Origin of the sequence: Pseudomonas syringae (assembly GCF_021606685.1) — a bacterium.
Classification (GTDB): Bacteria; Pseudomonadota; Gammaproteobacteria; order Pseudomonadales; family Pseudomonadaceae; genus Aquipseudomonas; species Aquipseudomonas syringae_R.
The window spans coordinates 1-15,631 of sequence record NZ_WKCB01000024.1 but is presented as its reverse complement, the minus strand read 5'-3'; the positions used below and the strand labels follow the sequence as shown (position 1 = coordinate 15,631).

Genomic DNA, 15,631 nt, shown 5'->3' with positions numbered 1-15,631 from the left:
ATGGTCGCAGGGCTGGGGGATGCTGGCCGTTCTCACGCAGGGAGAATAATAAGAACATGCACAACGATCATTTCAGTCGCCATGCCCAGCAAGTCCTCACGGTGGCGCGCGGGCGCGATCCCTCCAGCGATCCCTCCATCGCCCGGTCCTGGCTGCGTTGCCTGGAGGATTACCACCTCGACCCTGCGCAGACCATGGCCCCCACTGTGCTTGAGCACGCCCGCCTGCTGGAAAGCCGCGAACGCTTGCAGCAGGTGCTGAGCATCGCCGGGAGTGAGATGAACAGCCTGCACCAACAGCTTTCGGGGGCTGGCCACGCCGTGCTGCTGACCGATGCGCGTGGGGTGATCCTCAACTGTGTGACCGCGCCGTCCGAGCGCAAGATCTTCGAACACGCCGGGCTGTGGCTGGGTGCCGACTGGAGCGAAGCGTGCGAAGGCACCAACGGCATCGGCACCTGCCTGGTGGAGCGCCAGTCGTTGACCATTCATCGCGATGAGCATTTTCGTGGCCGCCATACCGGGCTGACCTGCTCCGCGAGCCCGGTGTTCGACCCCCATGGTGATTTGCTGGCGGTGCTCGACGTGTCCTCGGCGCGCGATGCAGTGTCGCGCCAGAGCCAGTTTCACACCATGGCGCTGGTGAACCTGTCGGCCAAGATGATCGAAAGTTGTTACTTCCTGCGCCATTTTGAACACCACTGGTTGCTGCGCTTTCACCTGCAGGCCGAGTCGGTGGGCCTGTTCAGCGAAGGGCTGCTGGCGTTCGATGGCGAAGGGCGGGTGTGCGCGGCGAACCAGAGTGCGCTGAACCTGCTGGGGCAGGTGCGTGGCGGCTTGCTGGGGCAGCCGGTGGAGGCCTTTTTCGAGTGCTCGCTGGACCAGTTGCTCGGCCGTGCGAGCGCGAATGCCACGGCCAGTTGGCCGCTGCGTACCCGTGATGGCCGCCCGTTGTTCGCCGCCTTGCGTGGCCAGGCGCGCAGCCTGCCGGCGCCGATGGCCAAGCCTGCGCCCACGCCATCGCGCGTGCCCGGTATCTGCATGGGCGATCCGGCCCTGCAAAACGATTTTCGTAAAGCACTGCGTGTCTTCGAGCGTGACGTGCCGTTATTGATCCATGGCGAAACCGGCTCCGGCAAAGAGGCATTCGCCAAAGCCGTGCACCACGCCAGCCAGCGCGCGGACAAGGCGTTTATCGCCCTCAACTGCGCAGCCATCCCCGAAAGCCTGATCGAGAGCGAGTTGTTCGGCTATCGCGGCGGCAGTTTCACGGGCGCCCGCAAAGAGGGCATGCAGGGCAAGTTGCAGCAGGCCGACGGCGGCACCTTGTTCCTCGATGAAATCGGCGACATGCCCCTGGCGTTGCAGACACGTCTGTTGAGGGTGTTGGACGACCGAGTGGTGGTGCCCATCGGCGGTGAGCCCCAGGCGGTCGATGTGCGCATCATCAGCGCGACCCATAGGGAGTTGCTGGGTCGCGTGCAGGCCGGCAGCTTTCGCGAAGACCTGTATTACCGCCTCAACGGGCTGGAAGTTTCGTTACCGGCGCTGCGTGATCGCAGTGACAAATCCCAGCTGCTGGATTTTCTATTGGAGGACGAAGCCGGGCCGCAGAACGTACTGCTCGATGTTGCTGCGCGTCAGCAACTCCTGGCCTTTGCCTGGCCTGGCAACGTTCGGCAGATGCGTACCGTTTTACGTACGTTGGTGGCACTGACCGAGGATGGCCGGGTCGAGGTGCAAGACCTGCCGGCGAGCATTCGCCAAGCCCGAGCGCAAGCACCCGATGAGCCTCTGGACCTGCCGCTTGAGCACGCCGAGCGCCTGGCCTTGCTTGCCGCGCTGGAGCAGCAGCGCTGGCATATGACCCACGCCGCGGAGCAGTTGGGTGTCAGCCGAAATACCCTTTATCGCAAGTTGCGCAAGCATGGGATTACCCGCCACCGATCGGCATGCCCGCTCGCGTAAACGCCGACCAGTTGCAATGTCCTGTGGCATCTTCGTAAGTCGCCCGATGTGCGCTTTGTAGAGTAACTGACCACTCAATGTAGGAGCAGCGAACCGCTGCCCTCACATTGAGGTGTTTGAATGACGAGTATTTCCAGTTTTCCTACAGTCTCTGATTTTCCCTCCTATGGGCGCGAGCAGGCCGCAGCCCCCGCCATACCGGCACAGAATGAGCCCATACCGACGAGCACGCCTGCGCCTTCCCCTGGCACAGAAGGCGACAGCGCTCGAGCAAGGCGCCATGCAGAGCAGCCTGACAATCTCCAAACCCGCGCGGCGGCTGACGCCCAGTTGACGAAGGCATTTGGAGCGGCGCTGCTGGCCCGCTTCTTTCAAACGTCAGTGAACCCACCCAATGTCCGGGTCCCTCCCGAGTCCACCCTAGGTCGTTGGCGCGGGCTGTTGGACAGTGCACTTCGCGCCCCGGGGTTCCTGGCCTGGGCGAAGGCGCAGGGGCTTGATACGACGGCCCTGACACTGTGCCCTTCGAAAGGTGAAATTACCGGCTTTGCAGGCGGTAAGAAGCTTACATTTTCTTTGACGGACGATTCGGGATGGGCCGAGGTTTCACGAACACTCCTGGAGACGGCCAAGGCATTGGCACCTGAGCCCGAACAAATATTGCGTTGCCCATGGCCGTCAGGCGAGGTGCCGTGGGATGTCGTGGGGAAGTTTTACCATCAGCCTTTTGATAGCGGGCCGGCGCAAGTAGCTAAGTACCGCAAGATACTGATCAACAATCCGGACTTTGAATTTCCGCCTTTGCCTTTTGCGTCATTGCGATCTCCGCAGGCATTGATGGAGCAGCAAACGGCGCTGGGGGATGACATTAACGCGCACACGCTGGTGACGGCGCTGGAGTCTCAGCTCGATGACGCCAATGGCAAGATCGACCTGAGCAAGGTCATGCTGCCTGTCCATCCGAGCTCTTCGTACGTCGAGTCGTTAGATGAGCCGGTCGCACAGGTGCGCGCCGATCAACTGATTAAAGCCTACGACATGTATGTGCCCGAGAATGCTGCGCAAGCGTGCAACCTGGCCCATATGCTCTCTTTCGACCTTGCCCACAGGGCGCCGAGTGCAGATCGCGGCTGTGCACTGCCTTTGACCCGGCTGACGGAGGCGACGACCTTGGGCCGTGACCTGCAGGCGCAGGTGAGAAAAGTGGTTGAGCAGTGGAAGGCCCAGGACCCCGTCCAGGCCTCATCGGATCAGACCGGACCTGGCGCTTTGAGTCTGCTGGGGCGGTTGATGCGCCACCTGCCGGAGAACACCCGAAAGATGATCAGCACCAATCCCGCGGCGGCGCTGGATGAGCTTATCCGGTCGCCGCAAGCGAACGCCTTGGGTAAACAAATACAGGAAGAGCTGGATGGGCTGCAAACACCCACCAGTAGCATTGAGTATGTGAGTGCCGCGCTCGCACTCGACCTGGACCCGGCAGGAGGGGCATTACGGCATAGCCCGGCGGGTTACGCGCTATACGGTAAGCAGAATATCGGCGCTTCGCCCGCGCAGATCATCAGTCGATTTACTCGTCATCTTGAAGGCAAGGTCGGGGTTGAAATGGCGCCGATTGCGGCGCGTTTATTGTTGTCGATCTCGGCCCCCGAGTTTTTGGCCAAGGAGATGCCGCCCAACCTTGTTTATGGTTCGCATACATGGGCAAGTTACTCCATCGAAGCATTGCGCATCGAAAAGAAGGTCCCGAGTGCTGTGGCGAACATGACGTTCAGCCAAGTGATGCTGTTTGGTCAGACCGTGCCGGTTTCAGAAGACGGGGAGCGTCAACTGGTAGAGGTCAGGCGCGGCCCGGTGACAGATTGGGGCGTCGCCAATGGGGTGATCAACGCGAGGGCGGATAACGTTTATTCAGCGATAGATTACAACCTGTCGGTCAAGGCGATGGTCAAGCAACAGAAGGAATTGGGGTGGGCATCCGAGGCCTTGAAAGCCTCGCAACCTACCCGAAAAGAGCTGGCGCTCCAGGAGCTGAAAAGGGTATTTGGAGAAAACATAGAGTTCGAGAAGAAGGTTATTACAGACCGTGATGAAGTGTGGCCGGATATCGTCCGGTACTCGCTGTTGGATATCTACATGTCCGGGCACTTGGGGCAGAAGGTCTGGGAGTCAAGTGATGAAGCCGCTGTACCGTATAACACCATGCGGCGTGATTTTCATAAGCTGGATTCGGATATAACCGGGGCATTTGAGCGAGCGTTCGACAAGTTCTTGGCGCGGCGCAAAGAGGCCATGAGTGTTGTGTTCAGGTATCACCTTTCACTAATGCCTGTCGCGGATCAGGCAGTTTTTGATAACGCCGATATCAGTTTTCTTTCGCTGCGTAAGCCATATGATAAAAGAGTGCTGGCGAAGGTCGGGAATCATGAAACGTTCAAGTATGTGAGCACTAAGCCAAGCCCGGAAGACGTCGAAAAATTAACAGGGCGTTTTGGCGTGCTGATCCAAGCGGATCGAGGGGCGGGTGATATTCACTATTACAGCTATTTCCCCGGTCAGGCAAAGCTAGTCAAAGAGCCTGGGTTGGAAAAACCCTTGGTGAGTCGACCACAAAAGGCGTGGAAGAGCCCGGGTATCAATGGCGTATCGCGTAATGATACAGGGGATAATCTAAAAATTGATTTGCGTCCTTTTTATGGTGAGCCTGCGCAGGGCGAGGGGGCGAGATCCCAAATATTAGTCGAGCAATTAAGTGCACCCAATACAGACCGTTTGTCTGCTCAAGTTCCGTCTGATTTGGCAGAGAATCTCCCGGGCCGTTATTTCTCTAAACGCAGTCTAGCGCTGGGTGTGCCCGTGAGCGAATACTTCACCCACGGCATTGATAGCCATAGAACTAAAGCAAAAGGTGTCACGCAACGAGAGCAGGAAATAAAAACCAATAGAAAGTTGGATGAGATTTTTCTCAGTCTTGCGCCGTTCTATGACGGTGTGGTCGCGGCCATCAATGGGAATGTCTCAGGTGCTGTTTTTGACCTTGGGTTCGATGCGTTGGGGTTTCTGATTCCTGGATCCAAAGGCGTTCATGCTGCCTTCAAGTCGGGTCGGGGGGTACTCAAGGCTATCGGCAAAGGGGTTGTCAAGGGCATCATCTCGTCTGTGGGGGTGGATGATTTAATTGATGCACCAAAAAATATTTCCAAAGGGTTAAAGGTGGTTGAGCGAGCTGGGGATAAGGTGCTCTCCAGTGTGCAGAAAGTGCTGCCTCTGGGTATCAAAAGTTTCGATGCACATAAAGTGTATAAGCATAAGGACGTTGTCAGTGATTTCTACTATAAGCTCGGTGGTCGTTCTGAGCGAATGGGGCCTGTCACTGCGATATTTTTATCGGGTAGTTGGTATGCTTACAACGCGTTAACAAAAACACCGCATGGTGTGCAGTTAACGCAGTACGCAATTATTCAAGCAGTAGCGCATTAAGCGGTACGAGGTTGTCTGTGTGCGCAAAGTGGCTTCAGCACATTGGATGGGTTTTTTCCGAGTTAGTATTTTTTTTGGAACGCTATAAGTGCTATCGCCACTTATAGAGTGGAGGAAATGGATGGCTTCCTAATGTCAATCAATCATTAGGTGAATCATATGAGCGTTGTTAATTCGGCACTGCCGAACTTGCCTTTCTTTCAATCGCAATCGGCTTCTCAAGTACTCAGCAAGCCTGCTGCAGAAAACCCACGGCCTCCGGCAATGGAGGTCAGCGCACAGAGCGCTGTAAGTACACTTGCTTCTATCGAACATGAGATGTTTGTAAGTGAGGGCGATCGTTTCAATAGAGACAAACGTGGGTTCAGCAAAATTTTAAAAAAGAAAAAAGTAGACGTCCCTGAAAATGGTAAGGCCACAGATGCGTCTGGCCTTCTAAAGGCAGGTACAAGTAACTCTGCAGGGGCGGCGAGTAAGCTTGATGCAGAGATTGCCCAGGAACAAGCCAACTTTAAACCCAAGGACGACTACGCCAGCAAACTCGGCGAGGAAAAGGTCGTAGAACCCGCGCCCAAGACCTTCCTTTCGACCCTGGAAATTCCACCTTCGAAGGTGAACGGTAAAATAGTTGAAGACTTTTCCAGTACCCGCCTTGCGAAAGCAGACACGGAATTGGCTGAGGCAGTAGCGGATACCAAGGTGGATTTGGAACCGGTTAAAAAGAAGCTCTCGGATACTAAGAAGGCCTTGCTTACGGCAGGCGTTGTCGCAACGGTTACTGCGGTAGGAGCCTTAGTCACGAAGGGCATCGAAAAAGCATTTACTGATTCGCCAGCGGATGTGGTTAAAAAAGGCTTTTCCGAAACACGCATCGTAGATCAGCTTCAGCGGGATGTTTTTGGCGCTACCGATATGCTGGGTCGCATTACGGGGGCCGAGCCCGTACAAGGCAGCTTGGTATGGGCGTCAAAAACCAACGAGGAGCGTATGACGTGCCTTGAGTCTATAACTATCGCTTTAGAGAAAGACTTTGAAGTGCTGGCCAAAAATTACGGCATTCCAACTTCATTCTCGACGTCGCGTAGCGAAGACCCTGACATTGCGGTGCGCGCAAAAGTCATTGAATCCAGGCTGGCTGTGATCACCGCCATAGGTCACGAAGTCGCGCTCAAGATCAAACCGACTGCGTAACAAGGCAGTTTTTACCGTGTGACTGACGGCTGGCCCGCCAGCCGCGCACAGCCTTGACCCAGAATGTCGTTGTATTCGATGAAGCTGCGTGCACGCGGCATCCATCGGATGCGACGGCATTTTTTTGTGCCGATAAATGGCTGGGCCCGCCACTCACGCCTGAACGGTCACTGCTAAAGAGTGCGATTTCCCCCTCCCTGCGCTAACCTGCCTCGATGTTTTACGAGGTCGACTATGCACATTCATATTCTGGGTATCTGCGGTACGTTCATGGGCTCGATGGCCGTGCTGGCCAAAGAGTTGGGCCATCATGTGACGGGCTCCGATGCCAATGTTTACCCGCCGATGAGCACGCAACTGCAAGCTCAGGGCATTGAATTGACCCAGGGCTACGACCCGGCGCAATTTGACCCGGTCCCGGACCTGGTGGTGATCGGCAATGCCATGTCGCGTGGCAACCCGGCGGTCGAGTACGTACTCAATAAAGGTTTGCCTTACGTGTCCGGCCCGCAATGGCTGGCCGACCATGTGCTGCAAGGCCGCTGGGTGCTGGCGGTTGCCGGTACCCACGGCAAGACCACCACCAGCAGCATGCTCGCCTGGGTGCTGGAGCATGCGGGCATGAGCCCGGGCTTCCTGATCGGCGGCGTGCCACAGAATTTCTCGGTGTCGGCGCGTCTGGGCGATACGCCGTTCTTCGTGATTGAAGCCGACGAATACGACAGCGCCTTCTTCGACAAGCGCTCCAAGTTCGTCCACTACCGCCCGCGTACGGCGATCCTCAATAACCTTGAGTTCGATCACGCCGACATCTTCCCCGACCTGGCTGCCATCGAGCGTCAGTTCCACCACTTGGTGCGCACTATCCCGAGCGAAGGCCTGGTGATTCACCCGACCACCGAGCCCGCTTTGCAGCGTGTGATCGAGATGGGCTGCTGGACACCGGTGCAAACCACCGGTGCGGGCGGGCAGTGGCAGGTCAAGTTGCTCAGTGAAGACGGCTCCCGGTTTGAAGTGCTGTTTGAAGGCGAGGCCCAGGGCATCGTTGAGTGGGACATGACCGGCCAGCACAACGTCGCCAATGCTCTGGTGACCCTGGCGGCCGCGCGCCATGTTGGCGTGGTGCCAGCGATGGGTATTGCCGCGTTGAGCGCCTTCAAGAGCGTGAAGCGCCGCATGGAGAAGGTCGCCGACGTGAATGGGATTACCATCTATGACGACTTTGCCCACCACCCAACGGCCATTGCCACCACGCTGGATGGCCTGCGCAAGCGCGTCGGCGATGCGCCGATCATCGCCATTGTGGAGCCGCGCTCCAACTCCATGAAGCTCGGTGCCCACCGTGACGGTTTGCCCGAAAGCGTCAACGATGCCGACCAGGCGGTGTGGTACGCGCCCGCCAACCTGGGCTGGGACCTGCCGGCGATTGCTGCGCTGTGCACGGTGCCGTCGACAGTCTGTGATTCGATCGAGGGCATCATTGAGTTCGTGCAGCAACAAGCCAAGCCCGGCACCCACGTGGTGGTCATGAGCAACGGCGGCTTCGGCGGCCTGCATGGCAAGTTGGCCGAGGCGCTCAAATGAGCGGCCCGGAACGCGTCACCCTGGCGATGACCGGTGCATCCGGCGCGCCTTATGGCCTGCGCTTGCTCGATTGCCTGGTGCGCGAGGACCGTGAGGTGCACTTTCTGATCTCCAAGGCCGCGCAATTGGTGCTCGCTACCGAGACGGATGTAGCACTGCCGCCCAAGGTGCAGATGATGCAAGCCTTCCTCACTGAGTACACCGGTGCGGCGGCGGGGCAGATCAAGGTTTACGGTAAAGAGGATTGGATGTCGCCGGTGGCTTCCGGCTCGGGCGCGCCGGCGGCGATGGTGGTGGTGCCGTGCTCCACCGGCACCCTGTCGGCGATTGCCACCGGGGCCTGCAACAACCTGATCGAGCGTGCGGCGGACGTGACGTTGAAGGAGCGTCGCCAGTTGATCCTGGTGCCGCGTGAGGCGCCGTATTCGAGCATTCACCTGGAGCACATGCTCAAGTTGTCGAACATGGGCGTGACCATCTTGCCGGCGTCGCCGGGCTTCTACCATCAGCCGCAGACCATTGATGATCTGGTGGACTTTGTGGTGGCGCGAATCCTCAACCTGCTGAATATTCCTCAGGATATGTTGCCGCGTTGGGGCGAGCACCATTTGAGCAGCGATGAATAAGGCGCTGCTGGTGGTGTTGGCGCTGCACCTCACGGGTTGCGCCACCGCGCGCACCTTGGATGCTGCGCAACCCGGCGCGCCGGTGGTGTATGCCGGCACGCGGCTGGATCTGTATGCCATCAACGGCGGCTGCTGCGCCAAGGACCGCTTTGGTGCCGAGGCGCCGAGCTATCCGGGTGTCGACCTGCCAGCCAGCGCGTTGCTCGACACCTTGCTGCTGCCACTCTCGGTGTTGACGGTGCTCGGGGTTGGGTTCAACGCAACGGGCGGGCTGTAAGCCAGTCTTGCCGACACCCAGAACCCAATGTGGGAGGGGGCTTGCCCCCGATGGCGGTGGTTCAGTTGATTAATTCATAACTGATACACCGCCATCGGGGGCGAGCCCCCTCCCACATTTGGATATTTGTAAGGTCTTTAGATCGGCTTATTTACCGAGCTTGCGCAGCTCATCCGACTCCACCACGCGCACGCCATCCTGCTCTTCGAGCGCCAGGCGCCACATGGCCCTGGCCAGTTCACATACTTCGATGCCGCGGTACTTGCCCGGAATCAACCGCGACAACGGCCCGGCCAATTGCTCGGCCAGGCGTGGTTCGAGGCGTTCGCCGAGCAACAAGGACGGCCGCACGATGGTCAGTTGCGGCCAGTCCTGAGCCTTGAGCGCCTGTTCCATTTCGCCCTTGACCCGGTTGTAGAAAATCGAGGATTTCGGGTCGGCGCCAATCGCGCTGATCACGATCAGGTGCCGCGCGCCCATTTCCCGTGCGCGTTGGGCAAAGGCCACGACCATGTCCAGGTCGACGGCGCGAAAGGCGGCTTCGGAACCTGCCTGTTTGATGGTGGTGCCCAGGCAGCAAAAGGCGATATCCACCTGGCCGCTCAGCTGTGGCAAGAACACCGCCGGATCGCCCACCGGGTTTTCCAGATGCGGGTGTTCGGCCAGGGGCTTGCGGCTGGGTGCCAGCACGCGGGTCACGGTGGGTTCGTTAAGCAGGCGGTCGAGCAGGTGTTCGCCGGTGAGGCCAGAGGCGCCAGCCAGCAAGATATGCTGAGGTGTCAGGTACATGGTGTTTCCCCCCTTATTACACGTTACAGCTTAGTTGCCTTTGGCTTCCTTGCTATTCATTGAGACGCTTTCGAGCGCCTTTCGTGCCTGCTGCTTGCGTAATAATTGCCAGTGGGCGATCACGCCTTTGGGGGCCCAGATCTGCGGTTCGGACGGCTCGAAGTTGTCCGCCTGTTCGCGCTCGGACACATGCAACTGCGCCAGCTTGAAGGCTTGCTGCAGGTCGTCGGTCTGGTTGAAGGCTTGGGCGAAGAGGGCGTCGCCGAAGTAGGTGAAGTCGGCTTCCTCGGAACAACCGAAGGACACACGGTCGGCGCGCGAGGCGGTCATGATCAGAGTGCGTTCGTCTTTGAGGGCCGGGATGAAACCGCCGGAATAGCAGGCGGAAATCACGATGATCTTGTCACGGTTTTTCAGCGGCGTGAGCACGGCGGCCAGCTCGTCGGCGGGCAGGTCGGCCAGCTCCATACGCGGTTGGTCCAGCACCAGTTCGTGTTCGTGGGTGCCGTGGCTGGTCAGGTAGATAAACACCAGGTCTTCCGGGCCGCTGCGTTCGGCCAGGGTTTGTACCGCGCGGCGCAGGCTTTCGCGGGTCGCCAGAGGGCGGTCGGCGATATGGTCGCGGTGGTTGACCAGGCGGATCTGCCCGTGCGCACCGAAACGGGTGGCGAGCATATTGCTGACGTAATCGGCTTCGCGCAGGAACACACTTTGTTTGCCATCGCCGGCCACGGCCAGGGTGTACAGCTCCACCGCCGCGGTGGACGCAGGCACAGCGGCGAGGGCGGCATCGAGCAAGCGCCCCTGGGCCAGCACGCCGAGTTCCAGCGGGTCGGGCAACAGCTTGCCGTCGGCGTCACGCACGCGCATGCCGTTGACCCAAGTGCCGGCCTGTACGGTGCCATCGGTGAGCACCAGGGTGCCTTTGCCTTGATAGTTGTCGCTGTCGAAGCCGCCGATGTAGAAGCTGCCGTCGGTGAGGTTCAAGCGGCCATCGCCGGTAAAGCGCCAGTCGCTGAACTGGCCGACGTAATGGCTGCCGTCCACACCGATCAGCTCGCCCTTGCCGCTCAGGGCGCCTTCCTTGAACTGGCCGATCCACACGTCGCCGTCGGCGTTCTCATAGCGGCCCTTGCCGTTGAGCTGGTTCTGTTTGAACTGGCCGACATAGATGTCGCCGTCGGCGCTGTTGAAGGTGCCGTTGCCTTCCAGCTGGCCATCCACGAAGTGGCCGCTGAACTGGTTGCCGCTGTCGTCGTTGCGCTGGCCTTCGCCGTTGGGCTTGCCGTGGGCGAACTGGCCCTGGTACTGGCTGCCGTCGGCCAGTTCCAGGCGGCCGAGGCCGGAATACTGGTCGTCCTTGAACTCGCCGCGGTAGGTCATCTGGCCCTCTTTGAGGGTGCCTTCGCCGTTGCGCCGACCGTTCTTGAACCCGCCCACATAGTGGCTGCCGGCGGTGGTCAGGCTGCCCTGGCCATCGAACAGGCCTTGCTGGAACTGGCCTTTATAGACTTCGCCATTGCTGCCATGCCATTCCCCAGTGCCGTGCCACTGGCCTTTATCGAACTGGCCGGCGTACCAGCTGCCGTTGGGGTAGTCCACGCGGCCCTGGCCTTGCAGCAAACCATTGACCACATCGCCCCGGTAGCGGCCGCCATCGGGCAGGCGCGCATCGGGCGGCAACAGCGATTCGCCATCTCCGCAAGCGGTGAGCAACAGGGCAAGGGCTAGGGGGGCGAGTGGGCGCATAGCGGGATCCGGATAAGTGAGCGCCGAGTATGCCGCAGCTGTGGATTTCATACATGAATTTGTGGCGGCATTTGGGGCGGCTGCGCCGCCCAACGCGGGCAAGCCCGCTCGCCACAGCAAGCCCGCTCGCCACAGCAAGCCCGCTCGCCACGACAAGCCAGCTGTCACAGCAAGCCCGCTCGTCACGACAAGCTTGCTTGCCACGATGTTGGCCTGGGTTTACACGAAGTAGAGCGACAACGACTCTGCTACGTAAGCGGGTTTTTCCTGGCCTTCGATTTCCAGGGTGGCGGTGGCCTTGAGCAGCCATTGGCCGGGCTTTTTCTCGGTCACATCGGTGAGGGTCACGTTCAGGCGCACCTTGGAGTTGACCTTCACCGGCTGGATGAAGCGCACGCTGTCCAGGCCGTAGTTGACCGCCATTTTCAGGCCGTCAGGCACGATCAGGATGTCTTCCATCAGCTTGGGCATCAAAGACAGCGACAGGAAACCGTGGGCGATGGTGGTGCCGAACGGTGTTTGCGCGGCCTTGACCGGGTCAACGTGGATGAACTGATGATCGCCGGTAGCCTCGGCGAACAGGTTGATACGTGCCTGGTCGATGGTGAGCCATTCGGAACGTCCGAGTTCCTTGCCGACATAGTCTTTGAGCTGCGCTACGGGTACATAGGGCATTGCGTCTCTCCTTGGTTCATCGGTGCTGTTGTTATGGGGTACAGAGAACCAATGTAGATCATCATGGGCAATCAGCCCGGTCAACCCACCATGCTTTTGGCGAATGCCGAAGCATAGGGCGGGCATGCTTATAATGCGGGCTGGCTTTGAAGGGGGGAGAGCGGATGCTGTTACGCGGGCTGACATGGCTGGTGCTGTTTCAATTGATCGGCACGGCGATCAACCATTTATTCTTGCCGGTGCTGCCGGGGCCGATCATTGGCCTGCTGCTGATGCTGGGCTTTCTGGTGTGGCGCGGCGAAGTCGGCGAGCCCCTGAGCCTGGCCGCCAGCAGCCTGTTGCGCTACTTGCCGTTACTGCTGGTGCCGCCGGCGGTGGGGGTGATGGTGTATGCCAAGGACATCGCCGCCGACTTCTGGGCCATCGTCGGTGCTCTGGTGCTGTCGCTGGTGATTGCCATGGGCTTTGTCGGCGTGCTGATGCAGCAGATGGTCAAGCGCAAGGAGAAAGATCAATGATCTTCGACTGGCAGGGCGCCTGGACCGCCGTGATTCATCACCCGCTGTTCGGCATCGGCATTACCCTCGGCGCTTATCAACTGGTGCTGGCGGGCTTTGAGAAAACCCGCTGGATTTTCCTGCAGCCGGTGCTGGTTTCCATGCTGCTGGTGATTGGTGTATTGCTGACCTGCGGCCTGAGTTACGCCGAGTACCGCAAGAGCACCGAGATCATGGGCATCCTGCTCGGCCCCGCCACAGTGGCCCTGGCGGTGCCGCTTTATCTGAACCTGCGGCGGATTCGCCAATTGTTCTGGCCGATTTTTACTACGCTGGTGGTAGGTGGCGTGTTGGCCACGGGCCTGTGTGTGCTGCTGGGCTGGTGGTTTGGTGCCGAACACATGATGTTGATGACCATGGCGCCCAAGTCGGTCACGTCGCCGATTGCCATGCTGGTGGCCGAACAGATCGGTGGCGTGGCTGCGTTGGCAGCCGTATTTGTACTGATCACTGGGGTGGTCGGTGCGATGATTGGCCCGGCGTACCTGACGCGCCTTGGGGTGCACAGCCCCGAGGCGCGCGGCATGGCCCTGGGCATGACCGCTCACGCCGTCGGCACGTCGGTGGCCCTGCAGGAAAGCGAAGAGTGCGGCGCCTTTGCAGCGCTGGCCATGAGTCTGATGGGCGTGGCCACGGCGGTGTTCCTGCCGCTGGCTGTGTCGGTGATTGTTTAAACCGGGTTTAAGGAAACCTTTATGAGTCTGGCGCTGTTCCCGCTCAATACCGTGCTGTTCCCTGGCTGCACCCTCGACCTGCAACTGTTCGAGGCGCGCTACCTGGACATGATCAGCCGCTGCATGAAAAAGGGCGAAAGCTTCGGCGTGGTGTGCATCCTCGATGGCCAGGAAGTGGGCATGGCCCCGGATGGCTACGCGCTGATCGGCTGCGAAGCGCTGATTCGCGACTTCAAGCAGCAGGACAACGGCCTGCTGGGGATTCGTGTCGAAGGCGGGCGCCGCTTCCGGGTGCGCGACGCCGGTGTGCAGAAGGACCAGCTACTGGTGGCCGAGGTGCAGTGGCTCGAAGAGCTGCCGGACCAGCCGCTGGAAGAAGAGGACGCTGACCTGCTGGCCCTGCTCCAGGCCTTGGCCGAGCACCCGATGGTCGCCTCGCTCGACATGGACGCCCACGCCGAAGGCCAGCAAGCCCTGGGCAATCAGTTGGCGTATTTGCTGCCGTTCACCGAGGCCGACAAGATCGACCTGCTGCAGCTCGACGATCCCCAGCAGCGGCTGGATGCGATCCAGATGCTGCTGGACGAGCTGCAAGGTGAACTCTTCACTCAGTAGGCATAGCGCAGCAGGGCGTGGGTGGTGCCGGTCAGCGCGATAAAGCCCAGCACCGCCACCAGTGCCGGCAGCAGCAGCCACCAGGTTTTCTGCGACATGGGCGGCAGCGGGCTGCGGTACTGAATAAGGCTCAGGCTGAACGCGCACACGGTCATCGCCAGCAGCGTGCCGGCGAGGATGTCGGTGGGCCAGTGAGCGCCCAGGTACACCCGCGACAGGGCGATGAATGCTGCGGGAATACAGCCCATCAGCATCCAGGTCAGGCGCAGCCGTGTAGGTTGCCCGCGACCGGCCAACACCGCCAGTGCCAGGAAAAACGCAAACGCGCCGGACGCGTGGCCGCTGGGCATGCTGAAACTGGTCAGAGGGTCTGTAAGAATTTCCGGCCGACCACGTGCGAAAAACAACTTTGTGCCGGTATTGATCACCGCCGCCCCGCCCAGGGTGGCGCCGACAAACAGCGCATGACGCCATTGCCGCGCCAAGAACAGCAGGCCGGTGAACACGGCGCTGGCGAAGAACATCTTTTTGAACTCGCCCAGTTGGGTGATCCGAACCATCACCTCATCCAGCCACGGGCTGCGGTGTTCCTGCACCAGGGCGCTGAGGCCCTGGTCGAAATCGTTGAGGTGGGGATAGCCGATAAACAGGGCGATCAACAGCACCAGGCTGGCGCAACCGATCCACACCGTGGTGCGCCGATGGCCGCGCAGGCTGCTGTTCAAGCTCAGACCCAGCACCACCGCCAGGCAGGCCGCGACAATCGCCGCCTCCGGCCAGAACCCTTCCGGTAGTGGCAGGCGGAACGCGGCGCCGGCGGCCCAGCCCGGCAGTATGTAGGCCACCGACCAGCCGGCGGCGGCCAGCAGGCTCACGGCGGCAAAGCGCGGGAACGGCATGTCGCACATGCCCGCCACCATCGGCAACATCGGGCGCAACGGGCCGATGAATCGGCCTACCAACAGGCTGGCGATGCCGTACTTGTGAAAGTAGGTTTCGGCGCCGTTCATCCATTCCGGATGGTGACGCAGGCCCGGCAGGCGCCGGATGTTCTGGTGGAAATGGCGACCCAGGTAGTAGGAAACCGCATCACCCAATAGCCCGCCGAGGAAACCCAGCAGCAGGGTTTCGCTCAAGGACAGCGCACCGCTGCCGGCGAGGGCGGCAATGGCAAACAGCAACACCGTGCCCGGCACGATCAGCCCGACGATGGCCAGGCACTCCACGCAGGCGACGATAAACACCGCTACCGCCAGCCATTCGGGGTTCAGGGTCAACCAGCCAGTAATGCTATCGAGCCATTGGCCCATACAAACTTCTCCATATATGTAATACAAAATCTGAGACGGTGAAGATCAACTGTGGGAGCGGGCTTGCTCGCGAAGGCGGCGTGTCAGTCGATGCATCCAGTGGCTGACACACCGCCTTCGCGAGCAAGCCCGCTCCC

At 60.0% G+C, this 15,631-nt stretch carries 13 protein-coding genes; 9 read left to right on the top strand and 4 right to left on the bottom strand.

Annotation, left to right across the window (positions count from 1 at the left end; genetic code table 11):
* Positions 1-56: 56 nt before the first annotated feature.
* The 6 genes from GIW02_RS11890 (at position 57) to GIW02_RS11865 (ending at position 9,125) form a co-directional block, all read left to right on the top strand.
* Complete coding sequence (locus GIW02_RS11890) at positions 57-1,967, top strand: sigma-54-dependent Fis family transcriptional regulator (protein ID WP_236410922.1); 1,911 nt, start codon at positions 57-59, stop codon at positions 1,965-1,967.
* Positions 1,968-2,087: 120 nt separating this feature from the next.
* On the top strand, positions 2,088-5,447 hold the full coding sequence (locus tag GIW02_RS11885) for a hypothetical protein (protein WP_236421874.1): 3,360 nt from the start codon (positions 2,088-2,090) through the stop codon (positions 5,445-5,447).
* A gap of 159 nt (positions 5,448-5,606) precedes the next feature.
* Complete coding sequence (locus GIW02_RS11880; protein ID WP_236410924.1) at positions 5,607-6,638, top strand: hypothetical protein; 1,032 nt, start codon at positions 5,607-5,609, stop codon at positions 6,636-6,638.
* A 234-nt stretch (positions 6,639-6,872) separates the two neighbouring features.
* Complete coding sequence (mpl, locus tag GIW02_RS11875; RefSeq protein WP_236410925.1) at positions 6,873-8,222, top strand: UDP-N-acetylmuramate:L-alanyl-gamma-D-glutamyl-meso-diaminopimelate ligase; 1,350 nt, start codon at positions 6,873-6,875, stop codon at positions 8,220-8,222.
* On the top strand, positions 8,219-8,848 hold the full coding sequence (gene ubiX / locus GIW02_RS11870) for a flavin prenyltransferase UbiX (protein WP_003219402.1): 630 nt from the start codon (positions 8,219-8,221) through the stop codon (positions 8,846-8,848). Before mpl ends, ubiX begins: the two co-directional genes overlap by 4 nt.
* The gene (locus GIW02_RS11865; RefSeq protein WP_236410926.1) at positions 8,841-9,125 is read left to right on the top strand and encodes a YceK/YidQ family lipoprotein; all 285 of its coding nucleotides are present in this window, start codon (positions 8,841-8,843) and stop codon (positions 9,123-9,125) included. Before ubiX ends, GIW02_RS11865 begins: the two co-directional genes overlap by 8 nt.
* A 147-nt stretch (positions 9,126-9,272) precedes the next feature.
* Here GIW02_RS11865 and GIW02_RS11860 read toward each other — a convergent pair whose 3' ends face one another.
* From GIW02_RS11860 to GIW02_RS11850, 3 genes are all read right to left on the bottom strand, one after another.
* Complete coding sequence (locus tag GIW02_RS11860; RefSeq protein ID WP_236410927.1) at positions 9,273-9,914, bottom strand: oxidoreductase; 642 nt, start codon at positions 9,912-9,914, stop codon at positions 9,273-9,275.
* Between the two features lie 30 nt (positions 9,915-9,944).
* Positions 9,945-11,663 carry a C13 family peptidase gene (locus tag GIW02_RS11855; protein WP_236410928.1) on the bottom strand — a complete coding sequence of 573 codons (1,719 nt, stop codon included), beginning with the start codon at positions 11,661-11,663 and terminating at the stop codon, positions 9,945-9,947.
* Between the two features lie 219 nt (positions 11,664-11,882).
* Complete coding sequence (locus GIW02_RS11850) at positions 11,883-12,338, bottom strand: MaoC family dehydratase (protein ID WP_236410929.1); 456 nt, start codon at positions 12,336-12,338, stop codon at positions 11,883-11,885.
* Positions 12,339-12,502: 164 nt separating this feature from the next.
* On the opposite strand from GIW02_RS11850, the gene GIW02_RS11845 reads away from it, so the two are divergent.
* The 3 genes from GIW02_RS11845 to GIW02_RS11835 are packed head-to-tail and all read left to right on the top strand — an operon-like array spanning position 12,503 to position 14,184.
* Positions 12,503-12,856 carry a CidA/LrgA family protein gene (locus GIW02_RS11845; protein WP_236410930.1) on the top strand — a complete coding sequence of 118 codons (354 nt, stop codon included), beginning with the start codon at positions 12,503-12,505 and terminating at the stop codon, positions 12,854-12,856.
* Positions 12,853-13,569, top strand: a complete 717-nt coding sequence (locus tag GIW02_RS11840) for an LrgB family protein (protein ID WP_236410931.1) — start codon at positions 12,853-12,855, stop codon at positions 13,567-13,569. The genes GIW02_RS11845 and GIW02_RS11840 overlap by 4 nt, the downstream gene beginning before the upstream one ends.
* Positions 13,570-13,590: 21 nt before the next feature.
* Positions 13,591-14,184, top strand: coding sequence for an LON peptidase substrate-binding domain-containing protein (locus tag GIW02_RS11835; RefSeq protein ID WP_236410932.1), 594 nt, complete (start codon positions 13,591-13,593; stop codon positions 14,182-14,184).
* On the opposite strand, the gene GIW02_RS11830 is transcribed toward GIW02_RS11835, so the two are convergent.
* Entirely contained in the window at positions 14,178-15,494 is a 1,317-nt protein-coding gene (locus GIW02_RS11830) for a bifunctional DedA family/phosphatase PAP2 family protein (protein WP_236410933.1), read from the bottom strand. The genes GIW02_RS11835 and GIW02_RS11830 overlap by 7 nt on opposite strands.
* Positions 15,495-15,631 lie beyond the last annotated feature (137 nt).

Excerpts from the sequence above, each read along its gene's own strand:
- GIW02_RS11840 (WP_236410931.1), top strand. The coding sequence starts at position 12,853 with ATGATCTTCGACTGGCAGGGCGCCTGGACCGCCGTGATTCATCACCCG.
- GIW02_RS11835 (WP_236410932.1), top strand. The coding sequence starts at position 13,591 with ATGAGTCTGGCGCTGTTCCCGCTCAATACCGTGCTGTTCCCTGGCTGC.
- mpl (WP_236410925.1), top strand. The coding sequence starts at position 6,873 with ATGCACATTCATATTCTGGGTATCTGCGGTACGTTCATGGGCTCGATG.
- GIW02_RS11845 (WP_236410930.1), top strand. The coding sequence starts at position 12,503 with ATGCTGTTACGCGGGCTGACATGGCTGGTGCTGTTTCAATTGATCGGC.
- GIW02_RS11830 (WP_236410933.1), bottom strand. The coding sequence starts at position 15,494 with ATGGGCCAATGGCTCGATAGCATTACTGGCTGGTTGACCCTGAACCCC.
- GIW02_RS11885 (WP_236421874.1), top strand. The coding sequence starts at position 2,088 with ATGACGAGTATTTCCAGTTTTCCTACAGTCTCTGATTTTCCCTCCTAT.
- GIW02_RS11860 (WP_236410927.1), bottom strand. The coding sequence starts at position 9,914 with ATGTACCTGACACCTCAGCATATCTTGCTGGCTGGCGCCTCTGGCCTC.
- GIW02_RS11880 (WP_236410924.1), top strand. The coding sequence starts at position 5,607 with ATGAGCGTTGTTAATTCGGCACTGCCGAACTTGCCTTTCTTTCAATCG.
- GIW02_RS11890 (WP_236410922.1), top strand. The coding sequence starts at position 57 with ATGCACAACGATCATTTCAGTCGCCATGCCCAGCAAGTCCTCACGGTG.
- ubiX (WP_003219402.1), top strand. The coding sequence starts at position 8,219 with ATGAGCGGCCCGGAACGCGTCACCCTGGCGATGACCGGTGCATCCGGC.
- GIW02_RS11850 (WP_236410929.1), bottom strand. The coding sequence starts at position 12,338 with ATGCCCTATGTACCCGTAGCGCAGCTCAAAGACTATGTCGGCAAGGAA.
- GIW02_RS11855 (WP_236410928.1), bottom strand. The coding sequence starts at position 11,663 with ATGCGCCCACTCGCCCCCCTAGCCCTTGCCCTGTTGCTCACCGCTTGC.
- GIW02_RS11865 (WP_236410926.1), top strand. The coding sequence starts at position 8,841 with ATGAATAAGGCGCTGCTGGTGGTGTTGGCGCTGCACCTCACGGGTTGC.